The sequence below is a fragment of the Cohnella zeiphila genome, from assembly GCF_014212055.1.
Classification (GTDB): Bacteria; Bacillota; Bacilli; order Paenibacillales; family Paenibacillaceae; genus Cohnella; species Cohnella zeiphila.
This window is the reverse complement of record NZ_JACJVO010000012.1, coordinates 40341-60990: the sequence shown is the minus strand read 5'-3', so window position 1 is coordinate 60990 and position 20650 is coordinate 40341. Positions and strand designations below refer to the sequence as shown.

The following is a 20650-nucleotide window of genomic DNA, read 5'->3' as shown; positions in this document are numbered from 1 at the left end:
TTGAAGACAACCCCCGTGTATTTGTGGATCTTAATCCAATTATAACTTGCATACCGCTGCTAAGCTTGTCGATTCAGCCGGCGACAATCTGCCGTCTTCCATCCGATATACTCTATCGCAATATTCAAGCATCCGCTCATCGTGCGTAACCATAATTGCCGCTTTCCGACGCGACTTTACCTCATGCGCGATCATACTGACCACTTCATGCGCACGCTTAGTATCCAGGCTAGCCGTAGGCTCATCCGCCAAGATGACGTTGGGATTGTTTATTAAAGCTCGCGCGACAGCCGTACGTTGTTTCTCCCCGCCCGACAGTTCTTCCGGGAAGCTCTTCAACTTGGAGCCGAGCCCCAGTTCTTCCAGCAGATTAACGGCAAATGTTTTATCCTCGGCTCTAACCTTTCCCGACATCTTCTTGACTAAGAGCAATTGGTCAAAAACGTTCAAATAGGGGACGAGATTAGACGACTGCATAATAAACCCGATTTCCTTCAATCTTACATTAGAAAGTTCTTTATCGGAAAGCTTAGATAGAAGATGTCCATTTAAGTTGACTTCTCCTTCAGAAGCTTTGAGCAGTGCTCCCGCAATTGATAAAAAAGTGCTCTTACCCGACCCGGATGGTCCGACAACAGCAACAAACTCCCCGAACTCCACCGAGATAGATACTCGTTCAAGCGCGGATATCCGGTTGCTTCCCTCTGCATAATACTTAGTGACGTTGTTGATCTGCAAACCTGTTGGCATTATTCAACCCTCCCGAGCGCCTTCAGCGGATCGATTTTGGTTATTTTTCGAACCGAGACTAATGAACTGAGCACTGCTATGACAAGAAGGATGATCGAATACTCGATAACGAGGTTCGTCTCCAGCTTGAACGGCATCCCCTTCGGCATGACCGCAGCTGTCCCGTAAGTGAGTAAAACGCCGGCAACGATACTCGTTAGCGATAGGACAAGGACTTGAGAGACAATCGCTTTGCTCAAAAAGCCGTTTCTTGCCCCGATTGCTTTCATAATGCCGAATTGATTTGTTTTCTGCATCGTAATGACATAAAAGAAGACACCAAGCACGAATGCGGAAATCGCGAGCAAAAAGGCCAGCATCATCATAATGGAGCCGTTCTCTTCCTTGTACCCCGGCATGCCATGAATCGCTGCTCCGCGTGTCACTGTATCTATATTGGAGAGCTTGCTGCTAATAACGGAAGGATCGATATGCCTGCCTTGCAACATAATCGCGTTTACCGGACCCGCAATTCCCTTATCCGATCCCGGCGCGGCAAAAGCAATCTTCCGCCATTCGGACATCGGAACAAAAACAGCTGTAAGGTGGTTGTAGGTCTGGTTGTCAACGAATCCGATAATCGTCAATGCTTGTGTCGACCCGTCCAATTGAAAAGTGTCCCCGAGTTTAAATCCATCATCCTTCATCGTCTTGTTTACAATAACGCCTGTTGGATTTTCCGAAGATAATCCTTCGCCTTCAATTACGGCAGGCTCTAGGAAGCTGCCGGGGAGAATGCCTAAGACCGCGATATCGACCTTATCTTCATTCTTTGTGTTATTGCCTTTCATGGCCGTAGCCATCGTACTTCCCATAGGCGATGCGGCAGTTACATTTGGCAATTTCTCTGCTTCCGCCACCAATTGGTCAGACAACAAGGACTTGCCCATGGTCGACTGCGACCCTTGTTCGAATATGACATAATCGGCTTTCATGTTCTGGAAGGCTGACGCCGCAAGCGTCGACAAACCATTGCCCAAACCCGACAGAATGAATACTAACCAGGCAACCAAGACAAAAATAATGACGATCATTAAAAATTTCATCTTGCTATGCATTAATTCCTTCAAAGCCAAAAACATGCTCTTCAACTCCTCGCTTCGAAATATGACACTTGTGTCATTTTCGTGATAAGCCATACTTTTGCTCTCCACCTATTAAACAATATATATGACACAAATGTCAAATTGAAAATGGAGGGCACTACCTTTGCGCTCCTCCCATCCACATTTGAAACAATAGTTTACTCCATTGGGGAGTAGGGACGTTTATCATGTTGGGGGTGTTAATGAGGTTGGAAAAGCCACCGACCAGTACGGGAAGCGGGATGTCTTCTCTGATATTTTTTTCCTGTTGCGCTTTTTGGAAGAGACGCGTGAGCTGAACTTTCAGCGTAGTATGAGCTTGCTTGACAAAATCAAGATCCCGACTTGCAGCCGCCGAATTTTTTACATTGATTTTATGAGCATCGCCTAACAGCTGATGCAGCTCGGATTCTTCAACATATACGGTAAGCAGCTCCTGAAGGGCTTGCATCGGGCTGGTCTCATCGATTGCCGAAGCCTTTTCGATGACGCTTGTGATTACGCGCTTCATACAGGCAGCGACGATTTCTTCTTTATTCGCATAATACTGATAAATTGTACTTCGGGCACCGGGTAAATGCTGCGAAAGCAACTTGAGATGAAACCCGTCATACCCATGTTCAAGCACTAACCTTTTGGTTATGTCCAGTAGTTCCGATTCCGTATAGGATTGCTTTCTGCCCATCGCAGCTTCTCCTTTCAGCAGTTCAAGAGAGTATAATAACTTCCGATTTCAGATATCAGTCTAACATATCTATTAGAAATTGCAGCAACAATTACGGTAGCCTCGTCTTCAATGGCCGCAACTCCTGGCGCATCATGGAGCTTACCAGAAATCCGCCCTCACCGCACCGCCGGGATACCCGTAGTTTCGGAGCACGTGGAGAAAAAACGCTCAATCGAACCGGCTTGCCGGGTCGCTTGGGCGTTTAATCGGGTTTGGATAACGCTTTGCGGTTGGCCGCTTGGGGCGGCTGTTCGTACCAATGGTTCTTGATCAATATATTCATTCCGTCTTCGGCGACTTTGGCGTCTCTTGCGATGCAGGCGGCATAGTGAGGGGCAAGATCGCGCCGCATGCCCGTGGCCATCCCCGTTCCGTAGTAAGTCATGGCCGCCGCGATCAAGAATCCTCCGTGGACCATCATCAACTTGTCCGAAAACGGAGCAATCTGAGAATCCGTCACATGAGTATCGTAAGTGACGGCGGAATCCAGATAGTCGTCGTGCAGAACGCCGCTCCATAGCTCGATATGCTTCGCCGCCAAATCGATCGTTCTTGCCATATGCGCACGGACCTCTTGCGATTCCGCCGTTTGGCTAAAGCCGATCGCCAACGTTTTTAACATGATGCTTTTTCTCAGGTTCGCGTAAATGCTCGTTATCTCCATGACATTCAACGGACGCTGTTCTCCGATCCAGCCGGCCAAGTAAGACTGTTTTTCGGCATATTCGAACGTATCCGGGGTCGGGATCTGCGGAAAATGATCGTAGATGCCGAGGTTCTGCATCAGTTCCAATGTTTTATTGTACAAATCGACTGTTAACGTATAAGCGTCTATGTTGAATTGGCGCACCTGCGGGCTTTCCGAAACCGTAAGAGCCAGAGAATAGCCGGATAGACCGTGGATCGTCAAGACATGAAGATAGAACAAGTGATAGTGGTCGGTGAACAACCTTGGCGCATTTAAATTAACGTCATTCTCATTGAAACCGTCCGGAACGGGGAATCGGATCTCTTGAAAAATACGCGCGATTTGCTTCACGTTATGTTCGGATACTTGCAAGGCCAGTTCGTGTACCTTGCGAATATTCGGGTCCTCGATAATTTGCAGGGCATATTTATTCATACAGACCGCCAAGCTATTGCTCATATACGATGTCCACAAATTGGAAACCCCTGCCGACACTAATCGATTGTCTCCGATCAAGTCGCTCGCTCCCGTTCGGCATAGAATTTTTTTCCATAGTATGGTCTCCAAAACCGCCATATCCTATTCAAGCCGTGTCGTTAAACGGTGCGCTGGCAACAAAAGAAGCCACCGGGTAAGGTGGCTTTTCATGCTAGCTTCAATATTCTCCTTTAATGACGAAGAACGAACCTCGGATGGTCCCGGCCAGCTTGGACTTCTGTCTGGCGAATTTGAACTTCTTCTCTTCCAACTCCCGAGGTACTTCCATCCCCTCGGATAGCTTAAATCCGACGGCCCGCTTCTTAGGGTCATCGATCGTATACAAGACATTGACCGAAAGACCATCCTCATAAAAGACGTAGGTCCAATCAATATTATCCACCTGAAAACGCGACGTCTCTAAAGGTTTGGCCGCAAACTCGATCCCGCGTTCTTCCTTCAAAATCCGGTTCACGTAATCCAGTGTTTCCTGGCTATCGCTGGCCGGAACGACCGTAAATTCGTGCTTGTATTTGTTCATGAAGTAACGGGCTTCATTCGCGCGCAACCCAGCCAGCGCTTCTGCTACCGGTGAAGATTCCAGACCAGCCGTAGACACATTTTGAAAATCAACGATCGTTGACATCCTCATTCCTCCTTCTGATCTCGTTTACTTCTCCACAACCGGAATCCACATTTCGCCATATACGAGGCCGTCACGCTGCCCCATCTCAACCGTTGCATTGGGCCCGCCGACATAGGCGTAATGATCGGTTGCCGGCAAGGCTTGACCAAAGGCGATGCCGGTAAGCATACTGCCGAGCTCTTCGGCCGACTTCCCTTCCCCTTTTACGACGAGGTATTGTCCTTTAGGGAATTGGATCACTCTGTGTTCTTCCGGGATCGAAGAATCCGTCATGACGCCGGCGTAATACATCATCTTGTGATTTACCGCTTCGTTTACGGCAAAAATATAGTCGTTCGCAGCGACGGCCTTTAAGGCGTCAAGCCTTCCATCCTGCTCCACGGACCGCCAAAAGCTTTCCTTCTCCTTGTTCATGCCGGCATAATCCGTGTAATCGCTCTTCAGCTCCGTGCCGATCCCAAGAACGATAAAGCTGTCTTTTTCCTCAAAGGTATACGTTGCCATCATCCCAGCTCCTTTTTTTGAATGGATCCATTGATTTGTTTATTTGCTGATGGGTTTATCATAACCACAAACCATGTCAAAATATGATACTGTTTAGAGGGCCCTATGAAAAAAGCGGAACGGAGATAGCGGCAACGACAAGCCTATCATTTCGTTAAGATGTTCAGCAGCCGATCGACTTCCTGCGTCCAGTCGGCTCCTATCGCCTTCGCATCTTGAAGCATAAGTCCAGTCACGACCGAAAGAAATAGAATCAACCGTTTGTAAGGATCGCCCTCTGCGAATTGTCCTTCTTGTTGCCCTTGGACGAATATCGGGATCAACAGTTTGATCGTCTCTTGGGGGGAATACCGCTCGATCGCTTCCTTCGCCCTGTGCGGAACTCCTTCCGACGTCTGCGCTTGTTGAACAAGCAGGAAATAATGCTTGTGGTTCTCATCCAGCATTTGAAGCGTAAATGTCCTCAGTTGCTCTAGAGGCGATCCCGGTAACTGTCGAATATTTCGGATGGCGCCCTGGGATTCCTCGACCGCCTCTTCCACGAGCAAAGCGAAAATCTCGTCCTTGGAATCGAAATAGCGGTACGATAACCCTTGGCTTATACCGGCTTCCTCCGCGATCATGCTCATCTTCGTACCGGAGAGCCCTTTCTCCGCGAAAATTTTAAGAGCCGCCTTTTTGATCTGGTCTTTGCGTTCGTCGAGCGCTTGTTCGGCTTGCGTTCTTGCGGTTCTTGGCATAGGTTACACCTCTTCCCTCTCTCGTCTCCCCCCCGAATAGGTCTGCGATGCGGCAACGAGTCCCGGATCAAAGGAATACGCGGATACATGCGTGGTTTTCTTCTTTTCAATTGAATGATTCATTCATCTATAGTATATGAACCGTTCATTCATTTGTCAACTTGTGATCCGGTTCTTCGCGCTGTCTGTAACGGCAAGTTTTAGGGCCATCCTTTTGTGGGATGGCCCTCGTTTTACTTTGATAGCATGACCGGTCGGGGAGTCCCTTCAGGCTTGCACGACTACCAAAGCAGCCGCAATTAAAGTAATCACGAAAGCCGGCACTGCCTGACTAACAGGATGCTTGACTCTGAGATGCGAAAGGCATGCGACCAGCATGGTAATGCCGATCCAAATGCCTGCCCATGCGGCTACCTCCCGATCCCAATAGCCAATGACAAGCCCGGCTGCCCCGGCTAGTTGGACGACTCCCGTAACCGCTCGGAACCATTGCGGCAATTGAAGCGAATCAAACATTTCAACGAAATTTTTCCCGCCGGCCAGCTTGCTTGCGCCTCCGAAGGCCATAGCGACAAGCAGAAAGCTTTGAAGAACAACAAACACGATATTCATCGGCTTCTCCCTCCTATTGCCGGTATACGTCCGTTGCCGGGATTCGACGACGTTACCCTACCCGACGTTATTTCAATCTCAAGCCGCCGTCTCGCTGCCCCATCTCTACCGTTGCATTGGGCCCGCCGACATAGGCGTAATGATCGGCTGCCGGCAACACTTGACCGAAGGCAACGCCCGCAAGCATACTGCCGAGCTCATCGGCCGACTTCCCTTCCCCTTTTCACGTAGTGCCAATGGTGGTAGAAGTTCATTAGAGTCTGCGGCTTTTCGGACGCAGCGCCCAGGAGGCGATGCCAAGCGCGGCATAGAAAAGCGGGAGAATCACATGGAATCCGCCATCGCCGTAATCATGAGCGAACACGTGAGATAGGGCCGCGCCCGTCATGAGAAAAAAGATACCGCTATAAGCCCATTCCTTAAGGCGAGGGAAACCTGGCAGGAGAATCGCAAGGACTCCAAGCAATTTCCAGGTCCCGAGAATGTTCGTGATATATAACGGGAAACCAATAGCGGTAACCAAATCGACATTGCCGCCATATCGCATCAATTGCCCGATCCCGCTTAAGGTAATGGAGAATGCAAGAATGACGGTGACGGTCCAATAAGCGGCCGTTCTTCCGATCGGGCGGGATTCAACCTTCGCGATTTTTTCATTACCGGTAATCGTGCTCATCCTTATTCCTCCTTTGGTTAATCACTTTTCCACAACCGGAATCCACATTTCCCCGTATACAAGGCCGTCTCGCCGCCCCATCTCAACCGTTGCATTGGGCCCGCCGACATAGGCGAAGGTATCGGCTTCCGGCAACACTTGACCGAAGGCGATGCCGGTAAGCATGCTGCCGAGCTCCTCCGACGTCTTCGCTTCGCCTTTAATGACGAGGTATTGTCCCTTAGGGAACGGGATCAGCCTGTGTTCTTCCGGTACCGATGCTTCCGTCATGACGCCGGCATAATACATCCTCTTGCGGTTGACCAATTCGTTGACGGCAAAGATGTAGTCGTTCGCGGCGACCGCCTTCAAAGCGTCAAGCCTTCCATCCTGCTCCACGGTCCGCCAAAAGTTTTCCTTCTCTTTGTTCATGCCGGCATAGTCCGTGTAATCGCTCTTCAATTCCGTTCCGATGCCCAGTACGAAAAAGCCGTCTTTTTCCTCAAGGGTGTACGCTGCCATCATCCAAGCTCCTTTTTTTTTGAAATTGATCAAGCCATTTGTTTTTCTGCTTGATGGGTTTATAATAACGATAAATCATGTCAAAATATGATACCGTTTAGAGGGCCCGATGAGAAAAGTAGAACGGATTAACGTCATCATGCGGTACATCAACAACCGCGCCCATTTTACCATTTCGGAGATCATGCAGGAGTTTAACATCTCCCGTTCGACGGCCATTCGAGATATCAGGGAAATCGAAGCGATGGGAATGCCTCTGGTCGCCGAAGTCGGGAGGGACGGGGGTTATTCCGTGATGAACAATTCCGTCCTGCCCACCGTCCGCTTTACCGACAATGAGATTAAAGCTCTTTTTATCGCTTTTATGGCCACCCGAAATCTGCAACTCCCTTATCTCAAGAGCCGTCACTCTTTAGCGGAGAAATTGCTCGGCCTTATCTCTGAGAACCAGCAGGACGATCTTGTTCTGTTAAATCAAATTTTGCTCTTCGAAGGGACCAACCCCCACAATCCCGACCTGCTGGATCTTTCGGATCTGCCCCATCCCATGCTGGAACAGCTCATCCAAATCCTTCTTGCAGACAGATATTTAGCGGTTTCCGTGGAAGAAGGCAGGGAAATCAAATCTTATCCCATCTTTCTCATGCGCCTATATCGCGAAAAAAGCTCTTGGCAAATTGAAGGCTTCGACCTGGAGGAGGAAAAGAGGCGGATCATCCCTGTCGACAATCTCACCGATGTCAAACCGTACCCGGGGAAAAAAAGAATGAGCCGGAAGAAGATTGCAGAACAACTAAGCAAGCAGGAAGAAGCCATCAACCTGGTCCTCGAACTTGGTCCCAAGGCGATCGCCCAATTCAAAAAGTATCATCCTTTAAAAATAACCATTTCTTACACGAATCCTTATCAAACCACGGCTATTTTAAAGACTTTCATCCATGTCCATCATCCGGATGAGCTGGCCGAAATCATAAATTGGCTGCTTTTCTTAGGCGGAGATATCAAGGTCAGGGAGATACCGAAAGAGGTTGTAGAAGGGTTACAGGAGAGAGTGGGTGTATTCGGTCGGCACTGAATCAGGCCGATCCGATACTCCGCCGATATCAATCGCTAATCCTATTTTCGTCCGCTTATTCGTCCGTCGATCCCGCAATCCCTGCTTCGATCAGCTTCCAGACCGCTTCGAACTCCGCTTTGAAATCAATCAGCAGCCAATTGTCTGCATAAGCCGGCGCGGAAAAATAAGAAAAAGCCAGCAAAATAGCATGAAGCCGCCCAACGTCCTCCATGCCGCTCGCCGCCTTTAAGCTTCCCGCCAAATCGCCGATGTGCCGTGCGAGTACCGCCGGATTTCGATCGATATAGGCCGTATACAGCTTAAACATTTCCGGCTCGCGCACATAAGCTTCATATTTCGATTGACTCAATATCCAGAGCCAGTCGTGCACGATATCCTTCGTAGACGAGTATTTATTCGCGTCAAATGGAAAAATCCCCGCCAGTTCACGGTCCAGCCACGACAACGCAAGCTCGGTCCACAACTCTTCTTTGCCCGAGAAATACTTGTAGATCGCGGCGTGGGTTGTCCCCAGCTCGGAGCCGACCTTGGACAGATTCACTTTCTCCATCCCGTGTTCGACGACCATTCGATGTGCGGTTTCCAAAATGAGTTCTCTGCTCAAAGTTTTCATGGTCTTATTATACGGATAGACGCGATCGGTTACAACTGTTGACTTTTGTAACTAGACGTCGTATGCTTAATTCACTCATTAGTTACAAATATTAAAATGTGTAACCGAAAAAGGAGAGTCACTTTATGAAGCTTGCAGGTCGTACAATCGTCGTTACTGGCGGCACTTCGGGCATCGGTCTTGCATTCGCCTTGAATTTGTTGAATCGCGGCAATAAAGTCATCGTCATCGGCCGGAATCAAGCAACCCTCGATCAAGCGACAAACAAACATAAGGGGCTCATCGGGCTGCAAGGCGACGTCTCCAATGCGAACTCCGTTCGTGAAATGGCCGCATCCCTTCGTAACCGCTACCCGGATGTTTCGATCTTGTTCAACTCGGCAGGGATTATGCGCGCATTCGATTTGATGAACGATACCCTCGACTTGGAGCGAACTACCGCGGAGGTGGAGACGAACTTGAACGGAACCATCTGGATGACGGAAGCGTTGCTCCCGCAATTGGCCCGGCAAGACGAAGCCATGATCGTAACCGTAAGCTCCGGTCTTTCCTACGTCACTTCTCCCGTTCATCCCGTCTATTCGGCTACAAAGGCAGGAGTGCATATGTTCACCGACGCGCTGCGAATCCAACTCAAGAAATCGGGAAAAAATATTCACGTTATGGAGCTTGTTCCGCCCCTCGTTGCGGAAACCAATCTTCAATCGGGCATGCAAAGCGGCAGCCGCGTTCCCAATATGAACCTGGATACGCTCGTGAAGCACGGGATCCAAGGAATGGAGCATAACAAAAAGAGGATCGTTCCGGGCTTCTCCAAATTTTTGCGCTTTGCCGGGAAATACTTTCCGGATGCCCTTTCGAATGCGATGGCACGGGGGTGAGAGGCTAATCCATAGCCCCTTCCACAGCTCATGGAGAAGATTCAAGCGGCGGTCGTTTCCTGGTATTGCATCAGGGCGACCGCTTTGTATTTTTGATCAGCAATTCCTTTAAGGTTCGCTTCTCCTCCGCGGTAAGGACGCTAGCGGCCCGGTTAGCCACTTGTCAGCTCTTCGCACAAGGTCCACAGTTTGTTGCCTGCTCCTTCATCAAACTGGGTCTGAATCGGTACGATCTGCTTCTTATCGTCGAAGAACACGCCATTTGCGCGCTCTATTTCTTTCGCTGACGCCAGATAAACTCCGATCCCGCATTCTGCTTTGACAGTTGCGTTCATGAGAGGTGCAGCGAGCCTTAGATACCAAGGCGCGTTCCTCGAAAGGTTGGATTTCACAAACCCCGGATAAAAAGCGTTGGAGGTCACTCCCGTTCCTTCCAGACGCTTTGCCAATTCGAAAGCAAATAGCGTCTTGGCGAACAGCGATTGGTTGGCTGCACGCATCCCGCTATACTGGTGCTCCATTTGAATATCATCGAAGTTAAGGACGGGATTCTTAAAAAATCTGGGGTTACCCGACACTGTGATCACGCGTGCAGGTCCGCTTTCTTGGAGGATGTCGAGCAGCCGGTTCGTCAGCAGATAATGACTAAGCACATTGACCGCGAACATACGATCGATCCCGTCGGCCGTCCATTCCTTCTTAAAATAGATTGCACCGCAAGCATTAACAAGCACATGCAATTGATCGTATTTCCGCTTGATCACGTCGCTGACTTCCCGGATCGATGACTGTAGGGAAAGGTCCGCCGCCACCCAATCTCCCCTGCTGTTGCCTGTAGCTTCCGAAATCTCCTTTAATGCAGCTTTTCCACTCTCCGCACTTCTGCCGATGATCACGACCTTGGCGCCGAGATTGGCTAGTCCCTTTGCGATTGCTTTACCTACTCCGGACGATCCTCCTGAAATTAAAAATACTTTGTTTTTAATATCCGTACGTGTTTCGTTCATCGTCTCTCCCCCTTGTATGCAACAGCAAAAACCTTCGCGAAATCTGCGAGCTTGACTTTGCCCAGGTGGTAGTCGGTGGCGCGGAGACTGGCGTAAAATTCATCGGGGCTCTCGCCGGCGCGGCTCATTAGGGCGAAGCGGTTAGCGGTGTCCTCGTGGAAGCCTGCTTTCATCATATTTTCAACGAGGGCTTCGAAAGGGATTTGTTGGTATTTGGCTTCGATCCCATTCTCGGCAAGAGCCTTGAGCCAGTCGTTGCCTGCGGCCCAGTCGCTAACGACGAATTTCGCGCTTTTGCCCGTAGGGGTGTGATCAATCAGGGCGTAAGCGACGTCCGCAATATCCATGGGGCTGACCCAACCGTGCGCGATGTCGGCTGATACTGGACTGAAGATGGTTTGCCGGGCTTTAAGGGTTTGCATGTCGGCAAAAAGATTGCTGTAAAAGCCGACAGGACGAATATGAGCAACGTTCACGCCTTCAAGCGAGTTAAGCGCGTCTTCTGCAAAATGATACATGTAAAGGATGCCGGCGTTGGGGTTGTCGGCGCCGACCGAGCTGAGGTTGACGACGTTTCTCACTCCCGAATTTTGCACGGCGGTCTTATAATTTTCAGAAAGCTCGATTGCGCTCTGCCACATGTCGATGCCGGAGGCTGGATGGATGCCTGAAATCATGAGATAAACAACGTCGCTGCCTGTGAAAGCCCGGGTTAGGAAGTCGACGTCCCGGTTTGAACCGACCGCCGATTCGGCACCGAGCGCTTCGATGTCGGCGATACGATCTCTGGAGCTGGTGATGACCGTGACGTCGTGTCCGTCAGCGACGAGGCGTGGAAGGTAGTAACGATTAATGTTGCCAAGCGAGCCGAGTACTGTGATTTTCATTGTGCATTCTCCTTCTTTTTGATAAAATAGTGTCACAAACTGACATTTGAAATGATTGTATGCCCGCGGGTTTTTATTGTCAAGAAAAAATGTCAGAAACTGACCTGGGAATGATAAAAATGAAAAGCAAAGAAAAATTACAGGCGGCGGCCGCCCAATTATTTATGGAAAAAGGCTATGTAAACACGACCGTGCAGGAGATTGCGAATCTTGCGGGCGTGACGGAGCGAACCTTTTTCCGGCAGTTCAAGGACAAGTCGGACGTGCTCTTTGACACGAACAATGACATGGGGCAGCGGGTCGCGGCTTTTATTACGGACCATGTTGACGTCGAAAAAAAACCGCTGAAGCTTGCGGTTGAAGGCTTTGTGTCGATTTCCGAGTTTTTCGAGGGCTCGCGGGAGAGGGTGCTGGCGCGGAATCAAATTATTCAAAGCAACCCTGATCTGCAGGAACGGGAGCTGTTGAAGGGGCAGGTACTCATTGCGTCTGTCACAAACTCGCTATCTGCCCAATATGATAGCGATCTGTCGGAGCTTGCCGCGCGTTTTGCGGTTGAAATTTTTCACATGGCATTTATGAAATGGATGAAAAGCGCTGAGAAAAGCCTCGCGGAGCAGCTGCTCGCCGTTTATGAGCTGTATGAGAACTCGTTTTGTTGCGGGGATTGAAACACCAAATTTTTCGCTGTCACTTATGATAAGGTTCGATTGAGCGAAACACAAAAGGCACCCGATCGGGCGCCTTACGACTTCTTCTGCTCTTTCATGATTTTTATCATGCTCTTGCCCGTTGCAGCTATGGCTTCTTCCGCCGAACGCGGTGTCCATCCAAGTAAACGTTTGGCCTTTTGATTGCTAGTTGACATATCTTGTCCCAGGAGCGTTGCAATCATTCTTAATTGCGGTTTGAAGATCGCGATCGCACGAACCAAAATATTAGGAAGTTCACCTTTTGGCGCGTTTTTAGCGTCTTCGCCCAAATGTTTTCTTAAAATATTCGCAATATCCAACATCGACAACGTCTCTGCGCTAGAGGCGATAAAACGCTCTCCATTTGCTTCGGGACGCAGCATGGCCAATAGATGCAAATCGGCTTGAATAAACGACAGGCCTTCCAAATGGGTAACTCCGCCTGATCTTAGCATATCTCTTACTTCATCTTGTCTACTCATGGTACGAAGCGTTGCCCGAACACGGTAACCTTGCTCGAGTGGACGACAAACATCTGTGACAAAATGGAGGAAGTGTAATGGCAGCGACGGAGCACGCCCAAAACATAAAAAAAGACACAAAAGAATGGATTGCTCTTGCGTTGCTGGAGCTCTTAAAGACCAATCGACTGTCAAAACTAACCGTTTCGGAAGTCGTCAAAAAAGCCGGCGTCAGTCGAATGGGATTCTATAGAAATTATGAAAACCTTGAACAAGTATTGAAGGAATACTACGAACCTAAATTTGCGGATATATTTAATAAAATCGCCTTTAAAAAAAGCCATGAACAGAAAATAGCCGATCTAACGAGCTTTTTTCTTGATCTGTCCAAGGATTTTCACATGGCGATTGAAGGCGATTATATCGGGTTGTTTTATCAAATTTTCAAATCCCGCGTTGCTCAACTTTATGATGAGATTATTCCCTTTCCGGACTGGACGGGAGCGAAACGAAACTATTGGATCGACTTTATGAGTGCAGGCGTTTTTGAAATTTGGGTGATGTGGATTAAAAATGGTCAAAAAGAATCCATTGAAGAAATCTCGACGCTTATTCGGTTGTTTCATAAATAAAAATTAGGAAAAACCCGCCATGATCCTATCTCTGCGTATGAACCGTTCATCCGAGACGAAAGCTGGATGTTCCATTGTTGAACGAACTCGCGGATAAGGTCACGGTTATGTTGAAGGAGAGTTGGCGCCCCAACTCTCCTAGTAAGTTTGTTCGCAGGTTTTACTCCCGTCAATGTCTACCTCTAAACCGTTTAATCGCATCCTCGGTCACCGGCTCGAAGAGGTTAAGAAGATTACCGTCGGGATCGCGGAACAGCATAGAACGGTTCCCCCACGGCATCGTGGTCGGTTCCATTACCCAATTATCGACAAATGGCTTCAGTCTTACATATTCGGCCTCGACATCGTCGACGCGGAACTCAATAATGACAGTGCGATTGTTAGCCCCTACTACGGAATCGGCGCCGAATAGCTGCGCCGTCTGGGAGTGGCCGATTGCAAGGGTGCATGATGGCATAACGAGTTCGGCAAATACGGGCGCGGGTCGTTCCGCTGAAACCCCCATGACTTTCTCATAGAACTCGACGAGACGATCCACGTCGTCAGTAATAATGCGTACAGAAGCGAAATTCACAAGCCATCATCCTTCCTATTATTACTTATCTATATCCTTTCCGTTTACATGTCCAATTATAAAAAAACGCTACTGACAACGTTATGTCAGTAGCGTTTTAGAATTCTGGGGGCTTCCTCATGAATCCGATTTCGAAATAGGGCGAGAGATCAACGCTGGATTCTTCGCCGCTCTCCTCGTCTGCCGTCTTCGCTAACGTGCGCTGCTCGTGTTCATCCATGACGTAGTTGATAACGAAGTTAAAAAAGTGAGAGAAAGTTATATTAATTTCAGACGATCTAAATGTCAATCCAGAAGCTAAACGAACAAGCCGTTTGAGCTTTTCAGCAAAGTATTCTCGCCGGTTTCCAGTTATACTAAAAGGACAAGTGTTGAAACGTCGAAAGGATGATGATGAAATGGAAACGAGAGCAATCGCAGGAACAAGGAAGGCGGGGACGCCCATGACGATGAGATCAAGCAAAATGGTCAAGGCGCCTCAAGATCTGGCCCCGTCTCCGGATCAAAAAGGGAGCTTGAAACTGGATGGGATGTCCGTTATCAAATTCTGTTTTTACACGCAAGGCAGAAAAGGAACCTTCTTTTTGCAGGATCATCTTCTGCTGATCGTCAAGTCGGGGGTCTATACCCTTCGGTTCAGCGATCAAGAATATACGGTGCGGAGCAACGAAATGATGTTTATTCATAAATCAGCTGGAGTCGAGTACGAGAAAACGGGTGAACCCGATTCCGATTACATCCTCGACTATATGATGTTTTTCCTGAACGAGAAGATCGTCGATGAATTCCTCAAATTCGCCGGTTTCAACCCCATTCATCCCATGAATGATGTTGTTCCGATAGCAGTCTATCCGATGAATGCCCGCATTGGAAGCTATATCGAGTCGTTAAAACCCTATTTCGAGAGCCCTGACGAAGTCAAAGAAGGACTGGTTCGTGTGAAGCTGATGGAATTGCTGTTTCACATAACAGATTCGAATGATCGTTTGCTGCATCAAATAATGCAACCCATAAGCAAGGACAGAGGCAGCATCGCAAAGATCATGGAGGAGAACTTCCTGAATCCCGTTTCCCTTAACGACCTGGCCTATTTGTCCGGCAGAAGCCTGGCGACGTTCAAAAGGGATTTTCAAGCCCTATACAACACCCCCCCGCTCAAATGGGTTCGCAATCGGAGGCTGGATAAAGCCAAGGAACTGTTAGCGGAAACGGAATTGTCTGTTACGAATGTCTGTTTTTCGACCGGATTCGAAAATATCGCCCACTTTTCCAAAGTATTCAAGGAACGATTCGGACTCCCGCCGTCGGAGTTTAGACAGCAGCTGAGGTTGAAGCTGAAGATACCGCTTCGCGGAAATTAACGCGAACGGTATTTTTTTATTTACAGAAACAAAATGAGCTAAATAAACAAGTCGAATGAGCTTGCAGGCAAAGCAATTCATTCGTCTCCTTGATATTCTTATCTCATGCGGTATTTAAAATTTCACGAAAAGGTGTTGAAACAAATGAAAAAGGTCAAATTGCAAAATGAAATGATTCCGGCGATCGCTCTTGGCACCTGGTCGTGGGGGACCGGTCAAGGCGGCGGGGATGCTGTTTTCGGGAATCATCTTGCCGCGGAAGACTTGAAACCGGTTTTTGATTCGGCGATGGAAGCCGGACTCCATTTATGGGACACTGCGACTGTGTACGGAATGGGAGCCTCCGAGAGCATTCTGGGCGAGTTTGCCAAAGGCCGCGACGATGTGCTGCTCTCAACGAAATTCACTCCGCAACTTGGCGGCCCTGTTGAAGACCGCTTGAACAGTACCCTGAACCGGCTCGACACGGACCATACGGATATCTATTGGATCCATAATCCTCTTGATGTAAAAAGATGGACGCCCGAGCTGATTCCGTTGATGAGAAGCGGAAAAGTAAAATATGCAGGCGTCTCCAACCACAATCTGGAGGAAATCAAACTAGCGCAAAGCATTCTGGCTGAAGAAGGGCTGAAAATCTCTGCCGTACAAAATCATTACAGCCTACTGTACCGTTCGTCCGAAGAAGCCGGAATTATGGATTACTGCAACGAAAACAACATTGTGTTCTTCTCCTATATGGTGTTGGAACAAGGCGCATTAACCGACAAATACAATGCGAAAAATCCTCTCCCAAGCGGCACCCGAAGAGGAGAGGCGTTTCCTGGAGACGTGCTGGCGAAGCTGGAAGGCCTGATCCGGGTTATGAAGGAAATCGGCAATCATCACAATGCGAATTCCGCACAGGTTGCAATCGCTTGGGCCATGGCGAAAGGAACCGTTCCGATCATCGGCGTTACGAGAACTTCCCAAATTGCCGATGCTGTAAAAGCCGCTGAAATCACGCTGACCGCACAGGAAATCCATGATCTTGAAGCAGCGGCGAAAGAGACAGGAATCGTAATCAAAGGTGAATGGGAAAAGCCGATGCATTAATCATGGGCCCGCATTATTTATGGCACGGTTCACCGCAATGTATAGAACGGCAAGTGTAAAGGGCCATCCTTCGGGATGACCCTTTCTTCTTCATTCACATCGACGTCGGCCGGCTGCTCAATGGTATAAGCGATTGCGTGGGCGGATGGCCGAAGCGGGCGGCGCAATACGCCGGAATTCCTTCATACGCTCTCAATCCGAATTTCGCCACTAAGCGCTCGGGAAACAGCGATAGATGAGCACTCGATCGCTTAGATGCGGAATCATCGCGATAGCTATTGACAAAAAGTAAGTAACTAATGTATTGTAATAAACACGAGATGTAACTAACTAAAAGTAAGCTTCTACAAATAATGTGGAGGATGATCGTTATGGGACATTGCACTCATTGGACCTGAGGCATACGTATTTTAATTCGTTAAGTTCATCCTATGCATGGAGTTGCTCGCTACAGAGATTGCTCCAACTGCATTTGGCCCACATCCATTTTAACAGATGCAATATCTCAGAATTAAGATTAATAACATGAAAACAACTGGAGATGATGTTAATGGTTGCAATCGGTATTTTGGCGGTTCGTTTAGTTGTTGGTTTGCTGTTCGCCGGTCATGGAGTTCAGAAGCTGTTCGGTTGGTTCGGCGGATATGGTCCGAAAGGAACGGGAGGTTGGATGGAGTCGGTTGGAATCAAGCCCGGTGTCTTGATGGCTGTGCTTGCCGGGTTGATGGAGTTGTTCGGGGGCGCTCTTCTCGCTGCCGGCCTGTTCACTCCGGCGGCTGCGGCGCTCATCGTCCTGACCATGCTCGGCGCGATCAAAGTGCATGCCAAAAACGGACTCTGGGTCGCCTCGAACGGGATGGAGTATCCGTTGGTTCTAATCGCGGTAGCCGTTGGAGTCGCGCTGGCGGGCCCTGGCTCCTATTCGCTCGACGCGTTACTGTTCTAAAGGAAGGGATAACGGTACGGGCTTAGGGGCAAGCAAAGGGCTAAATCTATTTTACCTTGAGGAGGAGACCGCCATGCAAATTCATGTATACGGTCCGGAACGGCAAGCGACAGGCGGATTTGATGGAGGCAAAATCACAGAACAGAAGCCGATCGGGTTCCCGCGCGAGGGCTCGGCCGTTGACCGGGTCGGCCCGCTCTTTTACTGGGCATGGGCGTTTGCCGAGAAAGAAGGGTACATTCCGTCCCACCCGCACCAAGCCTTTGAAATTATGACATACGTCGTGAACGGCAAAGCGGAGCACGGGGATTCACTTGGCACCCGCAGCGTCGTCGGCCCCGGCGGGGCGCAGGTCATTCAAACCGGGAGCGGCGTTTCCCATGAAGAAGGATTCGTCGGCCCGAACATGGAAGGCTTTCAAATTTGGTTCGAGCCTCATTTATCCGAAGCGATCAAGAGGACGCCTACCTACAACCAATACGATCATGAGGAATTCCCGATCACCGAGACGGAAGATGCCTCGGTGAAAACGGTCATCGACGGTGAAGCGCCGGTCAAGATTGTTGCGGAAGCCCGGATGTGGGACGTTACCGTAAAGCCGGGCCGTACCTTCGTTCAGCCTGTGCGTAAAGACTACAACCTGACGGCGCTTGCCATCCGCGGCGACGGCGCAGTTGCCGATGCGGCGTCCAGTAAGGACGTTACTGCGCTCCGGCAAAAAGACTTTGCCGTCATTGAGCCGGAGCAAGCGTCCGCAGCGAACTTTACTGCAGATAGCGACTCCGAGTTCCGCCTGATTCTGATTGAAGTGCCGGCACGAGTCAATTATCCTTTGTACCGAAAATAAGATTGACGCTCCCCGTAATTCTGAAATAACGGTTTATTATTTATACTCTTCAAGAGCACGGACCAGCTTCCTTCTGACAGCTTCTTTTAGTTCTTCCGGTTGGAGCACGACCGCTTCAGCGCCGAACGAAAAGAAATATTCAGCAAAGAAACGTATTTCCGAGGGGAAGATAGCCATCTCTAGAATGCCTGTGCCGTTATGGGTGCGATGTACTTCCCCCCAAGGGAAAATCCAGCTTTTTTCTCGAAATAACTCAATCCCTTTTGCCGTTAGTTTCACTTTGACATCTACGCTTTCTGGTTTGCTGTAGAAATGAAGGCCCCAGTTCGTTAAATCCACCTCTGAAACATCCACTGCAGGCGATACTGCTTCGGCATCCGCCCAGACGGCTGACTCCATCCGATCCGCCCGGAATAATCGAAAGGCCTTTCGCAGATAGCAGTAAGCCGGGCAAAACCAATATCCCTCGTGGGCATAGATACCAATGGGCTGAATCGTTCTTTCCTTGGTCTCATGCTTCTGAGCTCCATAACGGATTGTTACAGGCAGCTTCCTAATGGATGCTTGAAGCAATAACTCAAGGCAGCCGGCTCGTTCTGACCGAGTATGCGTAAAGAAGTCAATTCGGTGTCGCATCTCGTCTATCTGACTTTTCACATCATCCGGTAAATGCCTGTAAAATTTTCGAAGGGCGGATTGTGCAGATGCCTCGAAGGGCAGCGAACTGAAGTGGCGAAGAGCATGGGAAGCAAAAAATATGGAGAAGGCCTCATTTTCCGTAAATGAAATCGGCGGCAGGCTTCGTTCTGCAAGAACTTGGTATCCGCCTCCTGCACCCACTTGAGCGTATAAAGGCACTCCCATTCCGCTCAGTTCCTGCAAATCGCGCAGCATGGTTCGGGTAGACACGCCAAATTCTTCGGCAAGCTCTTTGACGGTGAATCTCCGCTTCCGGTTTACGGCCATCATCAATTCAATCAGGCGCCTCGACTTTCCCATTCTATTCACCGCCTTCAAAAATATAGTGACACGTTTTGTCACAATTAAATTATACACTATGAATAAGCCGTTCGCCGGAAGTGATGACGGCAGCAATCGAATTGATAAAGGAGAAGGAGAACAACCTATGAGTAGAGAACAGCGTAAGGATTTGGATCAAATGCTGCGTCGTCCCCAACCCGCCAAGCCGCAAAGCGTCGAGGAAATGCGCTCGAACTTCGCGGCCATGATGGCAGCGATGAAGGTACCTGCGGGCGTGCGCACCACGCCGACGACCCTCGGTAATCGACCCGGCGTGACCGTTGACCCCGAACAGGATGCCCGCCCGGGGATCATTCTTTATTTCCATGGCGGCTCGTATATGATGGGTTCCCCCTACACGGCCATGTCCCTTACCGCGAACCTGGTCGACAGGACCCGTATCCGGTCCGTCTCGCTCGATTATCGCCTGGCTCCGGAGCATCCGTTCCCTGCGGCTCTCGAGGATGCTCTCGCAGCCTATCGGGAGCTTCTGGACCATGGCGCCCAGGCGGCGTCCATTGCGTTTGCCGGCGACTCTGCCGGTGGCGGTATTGCGGTCTCGACTTGCCTGATGGCACGGGACGCAGGTCTGCCGATGCCGGCAGCGGTAGTGGCGTTCTCGCCGGGGCTCGATAAGACGCGCTCCGGAGCTAGCATGGATAGCAAAATGGGGATCGATCCGTTCTTCACCCGTGAGGGTTTTGCATTGACGGACGAGATGTACCTCGCTGGTCAGGATCCGAATCATGCGCTCGTTAGCCCCGCCAAGTTCGCCGATCTTGCCGGATTCCCCCCGGTCCTGCTGCAGGTCGGAACCAACGAGCTGCTCCTTGACGACTCCACGCAGTTCGCCGACCGTGCGCGGGCAGCAGGCGTGGATGTCATCCTCGACGTTACCGCCGACGTCCCGCATGTTTTCCAGGCGTTGACAGGTATTCTCGATGAAGCCGATCAAGCCCTGGACCGTGCTGCGCTTTTTATCACTCAGCACCTCAGATGAACATTTGATCCTAACGAATACGGGTGTTGAAAACATAAAATAGGAGAGCCCTCCTATTCAGATGGCTCTCCTTATCATGCTTTATCAGGTCGAAGTTCATTGGTTTGCTAT

25 protein-coding genes and 1 pseudogene are annotated in these 20650 nt (G+C 49.6%); 9 read left to right on the top strand and 17 right to left on the bottom strand.

Annotation, left to right across the window (positions count from 1 at the left end):
* Window positions 1-39 precede the first annotated feature (39 nt).
* From H7C18_RS11015 to H7C18_RS10970, 11 genes and pseudogenes are all read right to left on the bottom strand, one after another.
* Window positions 40-750 carry an ABC transporter ATP-binding protein gene (locus H7C18_RS11015; protein WP_185129111.1) on the bottom strand — a complete coding sequence of 237 codons (711 nt, stop codon included), beginning with the start codon at window positions 748-750 and terminating at the stop codon, window positions 40-42.
* Window positions 750-1871 (bottom strand): ABC transporter permease, encoded by a 1122-nt coding sequence (locus H7C18_RS11010; protein WP_185129110.1) that lies wholly within the window; start codon window positions 1869-1871, stop codon window positions 750-752. The genes H7C18_RS11015 and H7C18_RS11010 overlap by 1 nt, the downstream gene beginning before the upstream one ends.
* A gap of 121 nt (window positions 1872-1992) precedes the next feature.
* Window positions 1993-2559 carry a TetR/AcrR family transcriptional regulator gene (locus H7C18_RS11005; protein WP_185129109.1) on the bottom strand — a complete coding sequence of 189 codons (567 nt, stop codon included), beginning with the start codon at window positions 2557-2559 and terminating at the stop codon, window positions 1993-1995.
* Window positions 2560-2803: 244 nt separating this feature from the next.
* Complete coding sequence (locus tag H7C18_RS11000) at window positions 2804-3865, bottom strand: DUF3231 family protein (protein WP_273386503.1); 1062 nt, start codon at window positions 3863-3865, stop codon at window positions 2804-2806.
* Between the two features lie 79 nt (window positions 3866-3944).
* Window positions 3945-4412 (bottom strand): phage tail protein, encoded by a 468-nt coding sequence (locus H7C18_RS10995; protein ID WP_185129107.1) that lies wholly within the window; start codon window positions 4410-4412, stop codon window positions 3945-3947.
* A gap of 24 nt (window positions 4413-4436) precedes the next feature.
* Entirely contained in the window at window positions 4437-4916 is a 480-nt protein-coding gene (locus H7C18_RS10990) for a GyrI-like domain-containing protein (RefSeq protein WP_185129106.1), read from the bottom strand.
* A 146-nt stretch (window positions 4917-5062) separates the two neighbouring features.
* Window positions 5063-5656 (bottom strand): TetR/AcrR family transcriptional regulator, encoded by a 594-nt coding sequence (locus H7C18_RS10985; protein WP_185129105.1) that lies wholly within the window; start codon window positions 5654-5656, stop codon window positions 5063-5065.
* 267 nt (window positions 5657-5923) lie between these two features.
* The gene (locus H7C18_RS10980; protein WP_185129104.1) at window positions 5924-6268 is read right to left on the bottom strand and encodes a DoxX family protein; all 345 of its coding nucleotides are present in this window, start codon (window positions 6266-6268) and stop codon (window positions 5924-5926) included.
* A 67-nt stretch (window positions 6269-6335) separates the two neighbouring features.
* A pseudogene (locus H7C18_RS36005) lies at window positions 6336-6491 on the bottom strand (transcriptional regulator); the annotation flags it as partial.
* 30 nt (window positions 6492-6521) lie between these two features.
* Window positions 6522-6944 (bottom strand): DoxX family protein, encoded by a 423-nt coding sequence (locus H7C18_RS10975; protein ID WP_185129103.1) that lies wholly within the window; start codon window positions 6942-6944, stop codon window positions 6522-6524.
* 21 nt (window positions 6945-6965) lie between these two features.
* Window positions 6966-7445 carry a GyrI-like domain-containing protein gene (locus H7C18_RS10970; protein ID WP_185129102.1) on the bottom strand — a complete coding sequence of 160 codons (480 nt, stop codon included), beginning with the start codon at window positions 7443-7445 and terminating at the stop codon, window positions 6966-6968.
* A gap of 109 nt (window positions 7446-7554) precedes the next feature.
* Between H7C18_RS10970 and H7C18_RS10965 the strand changes: the two genes are divergently transcribed.
* The gene (locus H7C18_RS10965) at window positions 7555-8520 is read left to right on the top strand and encodes a helix-turn-helix transcriptional regulator (RefSeq protein WP_185129101.1); all 966 of its coding nucleotides are present in this window, start codon (window positions 7555-7557) and stop codon (window positions 8518-8520) included.
* A gap of 55 nt (window positions 8521-8575) precedes the next feature.
* Here the strand turns inward: H7C18_RS10965 and H7C18_RS10960 are convergent, their stop codons facing one another.
* Window positions 8576-9109, bottom strand: coding sequence for a TetR/AcrR family transcriptional regulator (locus H7C18_RS10960; RefSeq protein WP_238357633.1), 534 nt, complete (start codon window positions 9107-9109; stop codon window positions 8576-8578).
* A gap of 152 nt (window positions 9110-9261) precedes the next feature.
* Between H7C18_RS10960 and H7C18_RS10955 the strand changes: the two genes are divergently transcribed.
* On the top strand, window positions 9262-10017 hold the full coding sequence (locus H7C18_RS10955) for an SDR family oxidoreductase (RefSeq protein WP_185129099.1): 756 nt from the start codon (window positions 9262-9264) through the stop codon (window positions 10015-10017).
* Between the two features lie 152 nt (window positions 10018-10169).
* Here H7C18_RS10955 and H7C18_RS10950 read toward each other — a convergent pair whose 3' ends face one another.
* Window positions 10170-11024: an SDR family NAD(P)-dependent oxidoreductase gene (locus H7C18_RS10950; RefSeq protein WP_185129098.1), complete on the bottom strand. Its 855-nt coding sequence runs from the start codon at window positions 11022-11024 to the stop codon at window positions 10170-10172.
* Window positions 11021-11911 carry an NAD(P)H-binding protein gene (locus H7C18_RS10945; RefSeq protein ID WP_185129097.1) on the bottom strand — a complete coding sequence of 297 codons (891 nt, stop codon included), beginning with the start codon at window positions 11909-11911 and terminating at the stop codon, window positions 11021-11023. Before H7C18_RS10945 ends, H7C18_RS10950 begins: the two co-directional genes overlap by 4 nt.
* Before the next feature lie 119 nt (window positions 11912-12030).
* Between H7C18_RS10945 and H7C18_RS10940 the strand changes: the two genes are divergently transcribed.
* Window positions 12031-12582, top strand: a complete 552-nt coding sequence (locus tag H7C18_RS10940) for a TetR/AcrR family transcriptional regulator (protein WP_185129096.1) — start codon at window positions 12031-12033, stop codon at window positions 12580-12582.
* Window positions 12583-12656: 74 nt separating this feature from the next.
* Here H7C18_RS10940 and H7C18_RS10935 read toward each other — a convergent pair whose 3' ends face one another.
* On the bottom strand, window positions 12657-13031 hold the full coding sequence (locus H7C18_RS10935; protein WP_185129095.1) for a Rossmann-fold NAD(P)-binding domain-containing protein: 375 nt from the start codon (window positions 13029-13031) through the stop codon (window positions 12657-12659).
* A 131-nt stretch (window positions 13032-13162) separates the two neighbouring features.
* Between H7C18_RS10935 and H7C18_RS10930 the strand changes: the two genes are divergently transcribed.
* Window positions 13163-13696: a TetR/AcrR family transcriptional regulator gene (locus H7C18_RS10930; protein ID WP_185129094.1), complete on the top strand. Its 534-nt coding sequence runs from the start codon at window positions 13163-13165 to the stop codon at window positions 13694-13696.
* 169 nt (window positions 13697-13865) lie between these two features.
* On the opposite strand, the gene H7C18_RS10925 is transcribed toward H7C18_RS10930, so the two are convergent.
* The gene (locus tag H7C18_RS10925) at window positions 13866-14270 is read right to left on the bottom strand and encodes a VOC family protein (protein WP_185129093.1); all 405 of its coding nucleotides are present in this window, start codon (window positions 14268-14270) and stop codon (window positions 13866-13868) included.
* Between the two features lie 398 nt (window positions 14271-14668).
* On the opposite strand from H7C18_RS10925, the gene H7C18_RS10920 reads away from it, so the two are divergent.
* From H7C18_RS10920 to H7C18_RS10905, 4 genes are all read left to right on the top strand, one after another.
* The gene (locus H7C18_RS10920; protein ID WP_238357632.1) at window positions 14669-15631 is read left to right on the top strand and encodes an AraC family transcriptional regulator; all 963 of its coding nucleotides are present in this window, start codon (window positions 14669-14671) and stop codon (window positions 15629-15631) included.
* Window positions 15632-15775: 144 nt separating this feature from the next.
* Window positions 15776-16726, top strand: coding sequence for an aldo/keto reductase (locus tag H7C18_RS10915; RefSeq protein WP_185129092.1), 951 nt, complete (start codon window positions 15776-15778; stop codon window positions 16724-16726).
* Window positions 16727-17276: 550 nt separating this feature from the next.
* The gene (locus H7C18_RS10910) at window positions 17277-17672 is read left to right on the top strand and encodes a DoxX family protein (RefSeq protein ID WP_185129091.1); all 396 of its coding nucleotides are present in this window, start codon (window positions 17277-17279) and stop codon (window positions 17670-17672) included.
* A 73-nt stretch (window positions 17673-17745) separates the two neighbouring features.
* Window positions 17746-18519 carry a pirin family protein gene (locus tag H7C18_RS10905; protein WP_185129090.1) on the top strand — a complete coding sequence of 258 codons (774 nt, stop codon included), beginning with the start codon at window positions 17746-17748 and terminating at the stop codon, window positions 18517-18519.
* Window positions 18520-18555: 36 nt separating this feature from the next.
* On the opposite strand, the gene H7C18_RS10900 is transcribed toward H7C18_RS10905, so the two are convergent.
* Window positions 18556-19518, bottom strand: coding sequence for a helix-turn-helix transcriptional regulator (locus tag H7C18_RS10900; protein WP_185129089.1), 963 nt, complete (start codon window positions 19516-19518; stop codon window positions 18556-18558).
* A 127-nt stretch (window positions 19519-19645) separates the two neighbouring features.
* Here H7C18_RS10900 and H7C18_RS10895 point away from each other — a divergent pair, with 127 nt between their 5' ends.
* Window positions 19646-20539: an alpha/beta hydrolase gene (locus tag H7C18_RS10895; RefSeq protein ID WP_185129088.1), complete on the top strand. Its 894-nt coding sequence runs from the start codon at window positions 19646-19648 to the stop codon at window positions 20537-20539.
* Window positions 20540-20650: the final 111 nt, after the last annotated feature.

Coding starts and splice junctions, on each gene's coding strand:
- H7C18_RS10905 (WP_185129090.1), top strand. CDS start 17,746: ATGCAAATTCATGTATACGGTCCGGAACGGCAAGCGACAGGCGGATTT.
- H7C18_RS10900 (WP_185129089.1), bottom strand. CDS start 19,518: ATGGGAAAGTCGAGGCGCCTGATTGAATTGATGATGGCCGTAAACCGG.
- H7C18_RS10945 (WP_185129097.1), bottom strand. CDS start 11,911: ATGAAAATCACAGTACTCGGCTCGCTTGGCAACATTAATCGTTACTAC.
- H7C18_RS10955 (WP_185129099.1), top strand. CDS start 9,262: ATGAAGCTTGCAGGTCGTACAATCGTCGTTACTGGCGGCACTTCGGGC.
- H7C18_RS10970 (WP_185129102.1), bottom strand. CDS start 7,445: ATGGCAGCGTACACCCTTGAGGAAAAAGACGGCTTTTTCGTACTGGGC.
- H7C18_RS10980 (WP_185129104.1), bottom strand. CDS start 6,268: ATGAATATCGTGTTTGTTGTTCTTCAAAGCTTTCTGCTTGTCGCTATG.
- H7C18_RS11005 (WP_185129109.1), bottom strand. CDS start 2,559: ATGGGCAGAAAGCAATCCTATACGGAATCGGAACTACTGGACATAACC.
- H7C18_RS10920 (WP_238357632.1), top strand. CDS start 14,669: ATGGAAACGAGAGCAATCGCAGGAACAAGGAAGGCGGGGACGCCCATG.
- H7C18_RS10975 (WP_185129103.1), bottom strand. CDS start 6,944: ATGAGCACGATTACCGGTAATGAAAAAATCGCGAAGGTTGAATCCCGC.
- H7C18_RS10950 (WP_185129098.1), bottom strand. CDS start 11,024: ATGAACGAAACACGTACGGATATTAAAAACAAAGTATTTTTAATTTCA.
- H7C18_RS10940 (WP_185129096.1), top strand. CDS start 12,031: ATGAAAAGCAAAGAAAAATTACAGGCGGCGGCCGCCCAATTATTTATG.
- H7C18_RS10895 (WP_185129088.1), top strand. CDS start 19,646: ATGAGTAGAGAACAGCGTAAGGATTTGGATCAAATGCTGCGTCGTCCC.
- H7C18_RS10990 (WP_185129106.1), bottom strand. CDS start 4,916: ATGGCAACGTATACCTTTGAGGAAAAAGACAGCTTTATCGTTCTTGGG.
- H7C18_RS10995 (WP_185129107.1), bottom strand. CDS start 4,412: ATGTCAACGATCGTTGATTTTCAAAATGTGTCTACGGCTGGTCTGGAA.
- H7C18_RS10910 (WP_185129091.1), top strand. CDS start 17,277: ATGGTTGCAATCGGTATTTTGGCGGTTCGTTTAGTTGTTGGTTTGCTG.
- H7C18_RS10965 (WP_185129101.1), top strand. CDS start 7,555: ATGAGAAAAGTAGAACGGATTAACGTCATCATGCGGTACATCAACAAC.
- H7C18_RS10915 (WP_185129092.1), top strand. CDS start 15,776: ATGAAAAAGGTCAAATTGCAAAATGAAATGATTCCGGCGATCGCTCTT.
- H7C18_RS10930 (WP_185129094.1), top strand. CDS start 13,163: ATGGCAGCGACGGAGCACGCCCAAAACATAAAAAAAGACACAAAAGAA.
- H7C18_RS10985 (WP_185129105.1), bottom strand. CDS start 5,656: ATGCCAAGAACCGCAAGAACGCAAGCCGAACAAGCGCTCGACGAACGC.
- H7C18_RS11015 (WP_185129111.1), bottom strand. CDS start 750: ATGCCAACAGGTTTGCAGATCAACAACGTCACTAAGTATTATGCAGAG.
- H7C18_RS11000 (WP_273386503.1), bottom strand. CDS start 3,865: ATGGCGGTTTTGGAGACCATACTATGGAAAAAAATTCTATGCCGAACG.
- H7C18_RS11010 (WP_185129110.1), bottom strand. CDS start 1,871: ATGTTTTTGGCTTTGAAGGAATTAATGCATAGCAAGATGAAATTTTTA.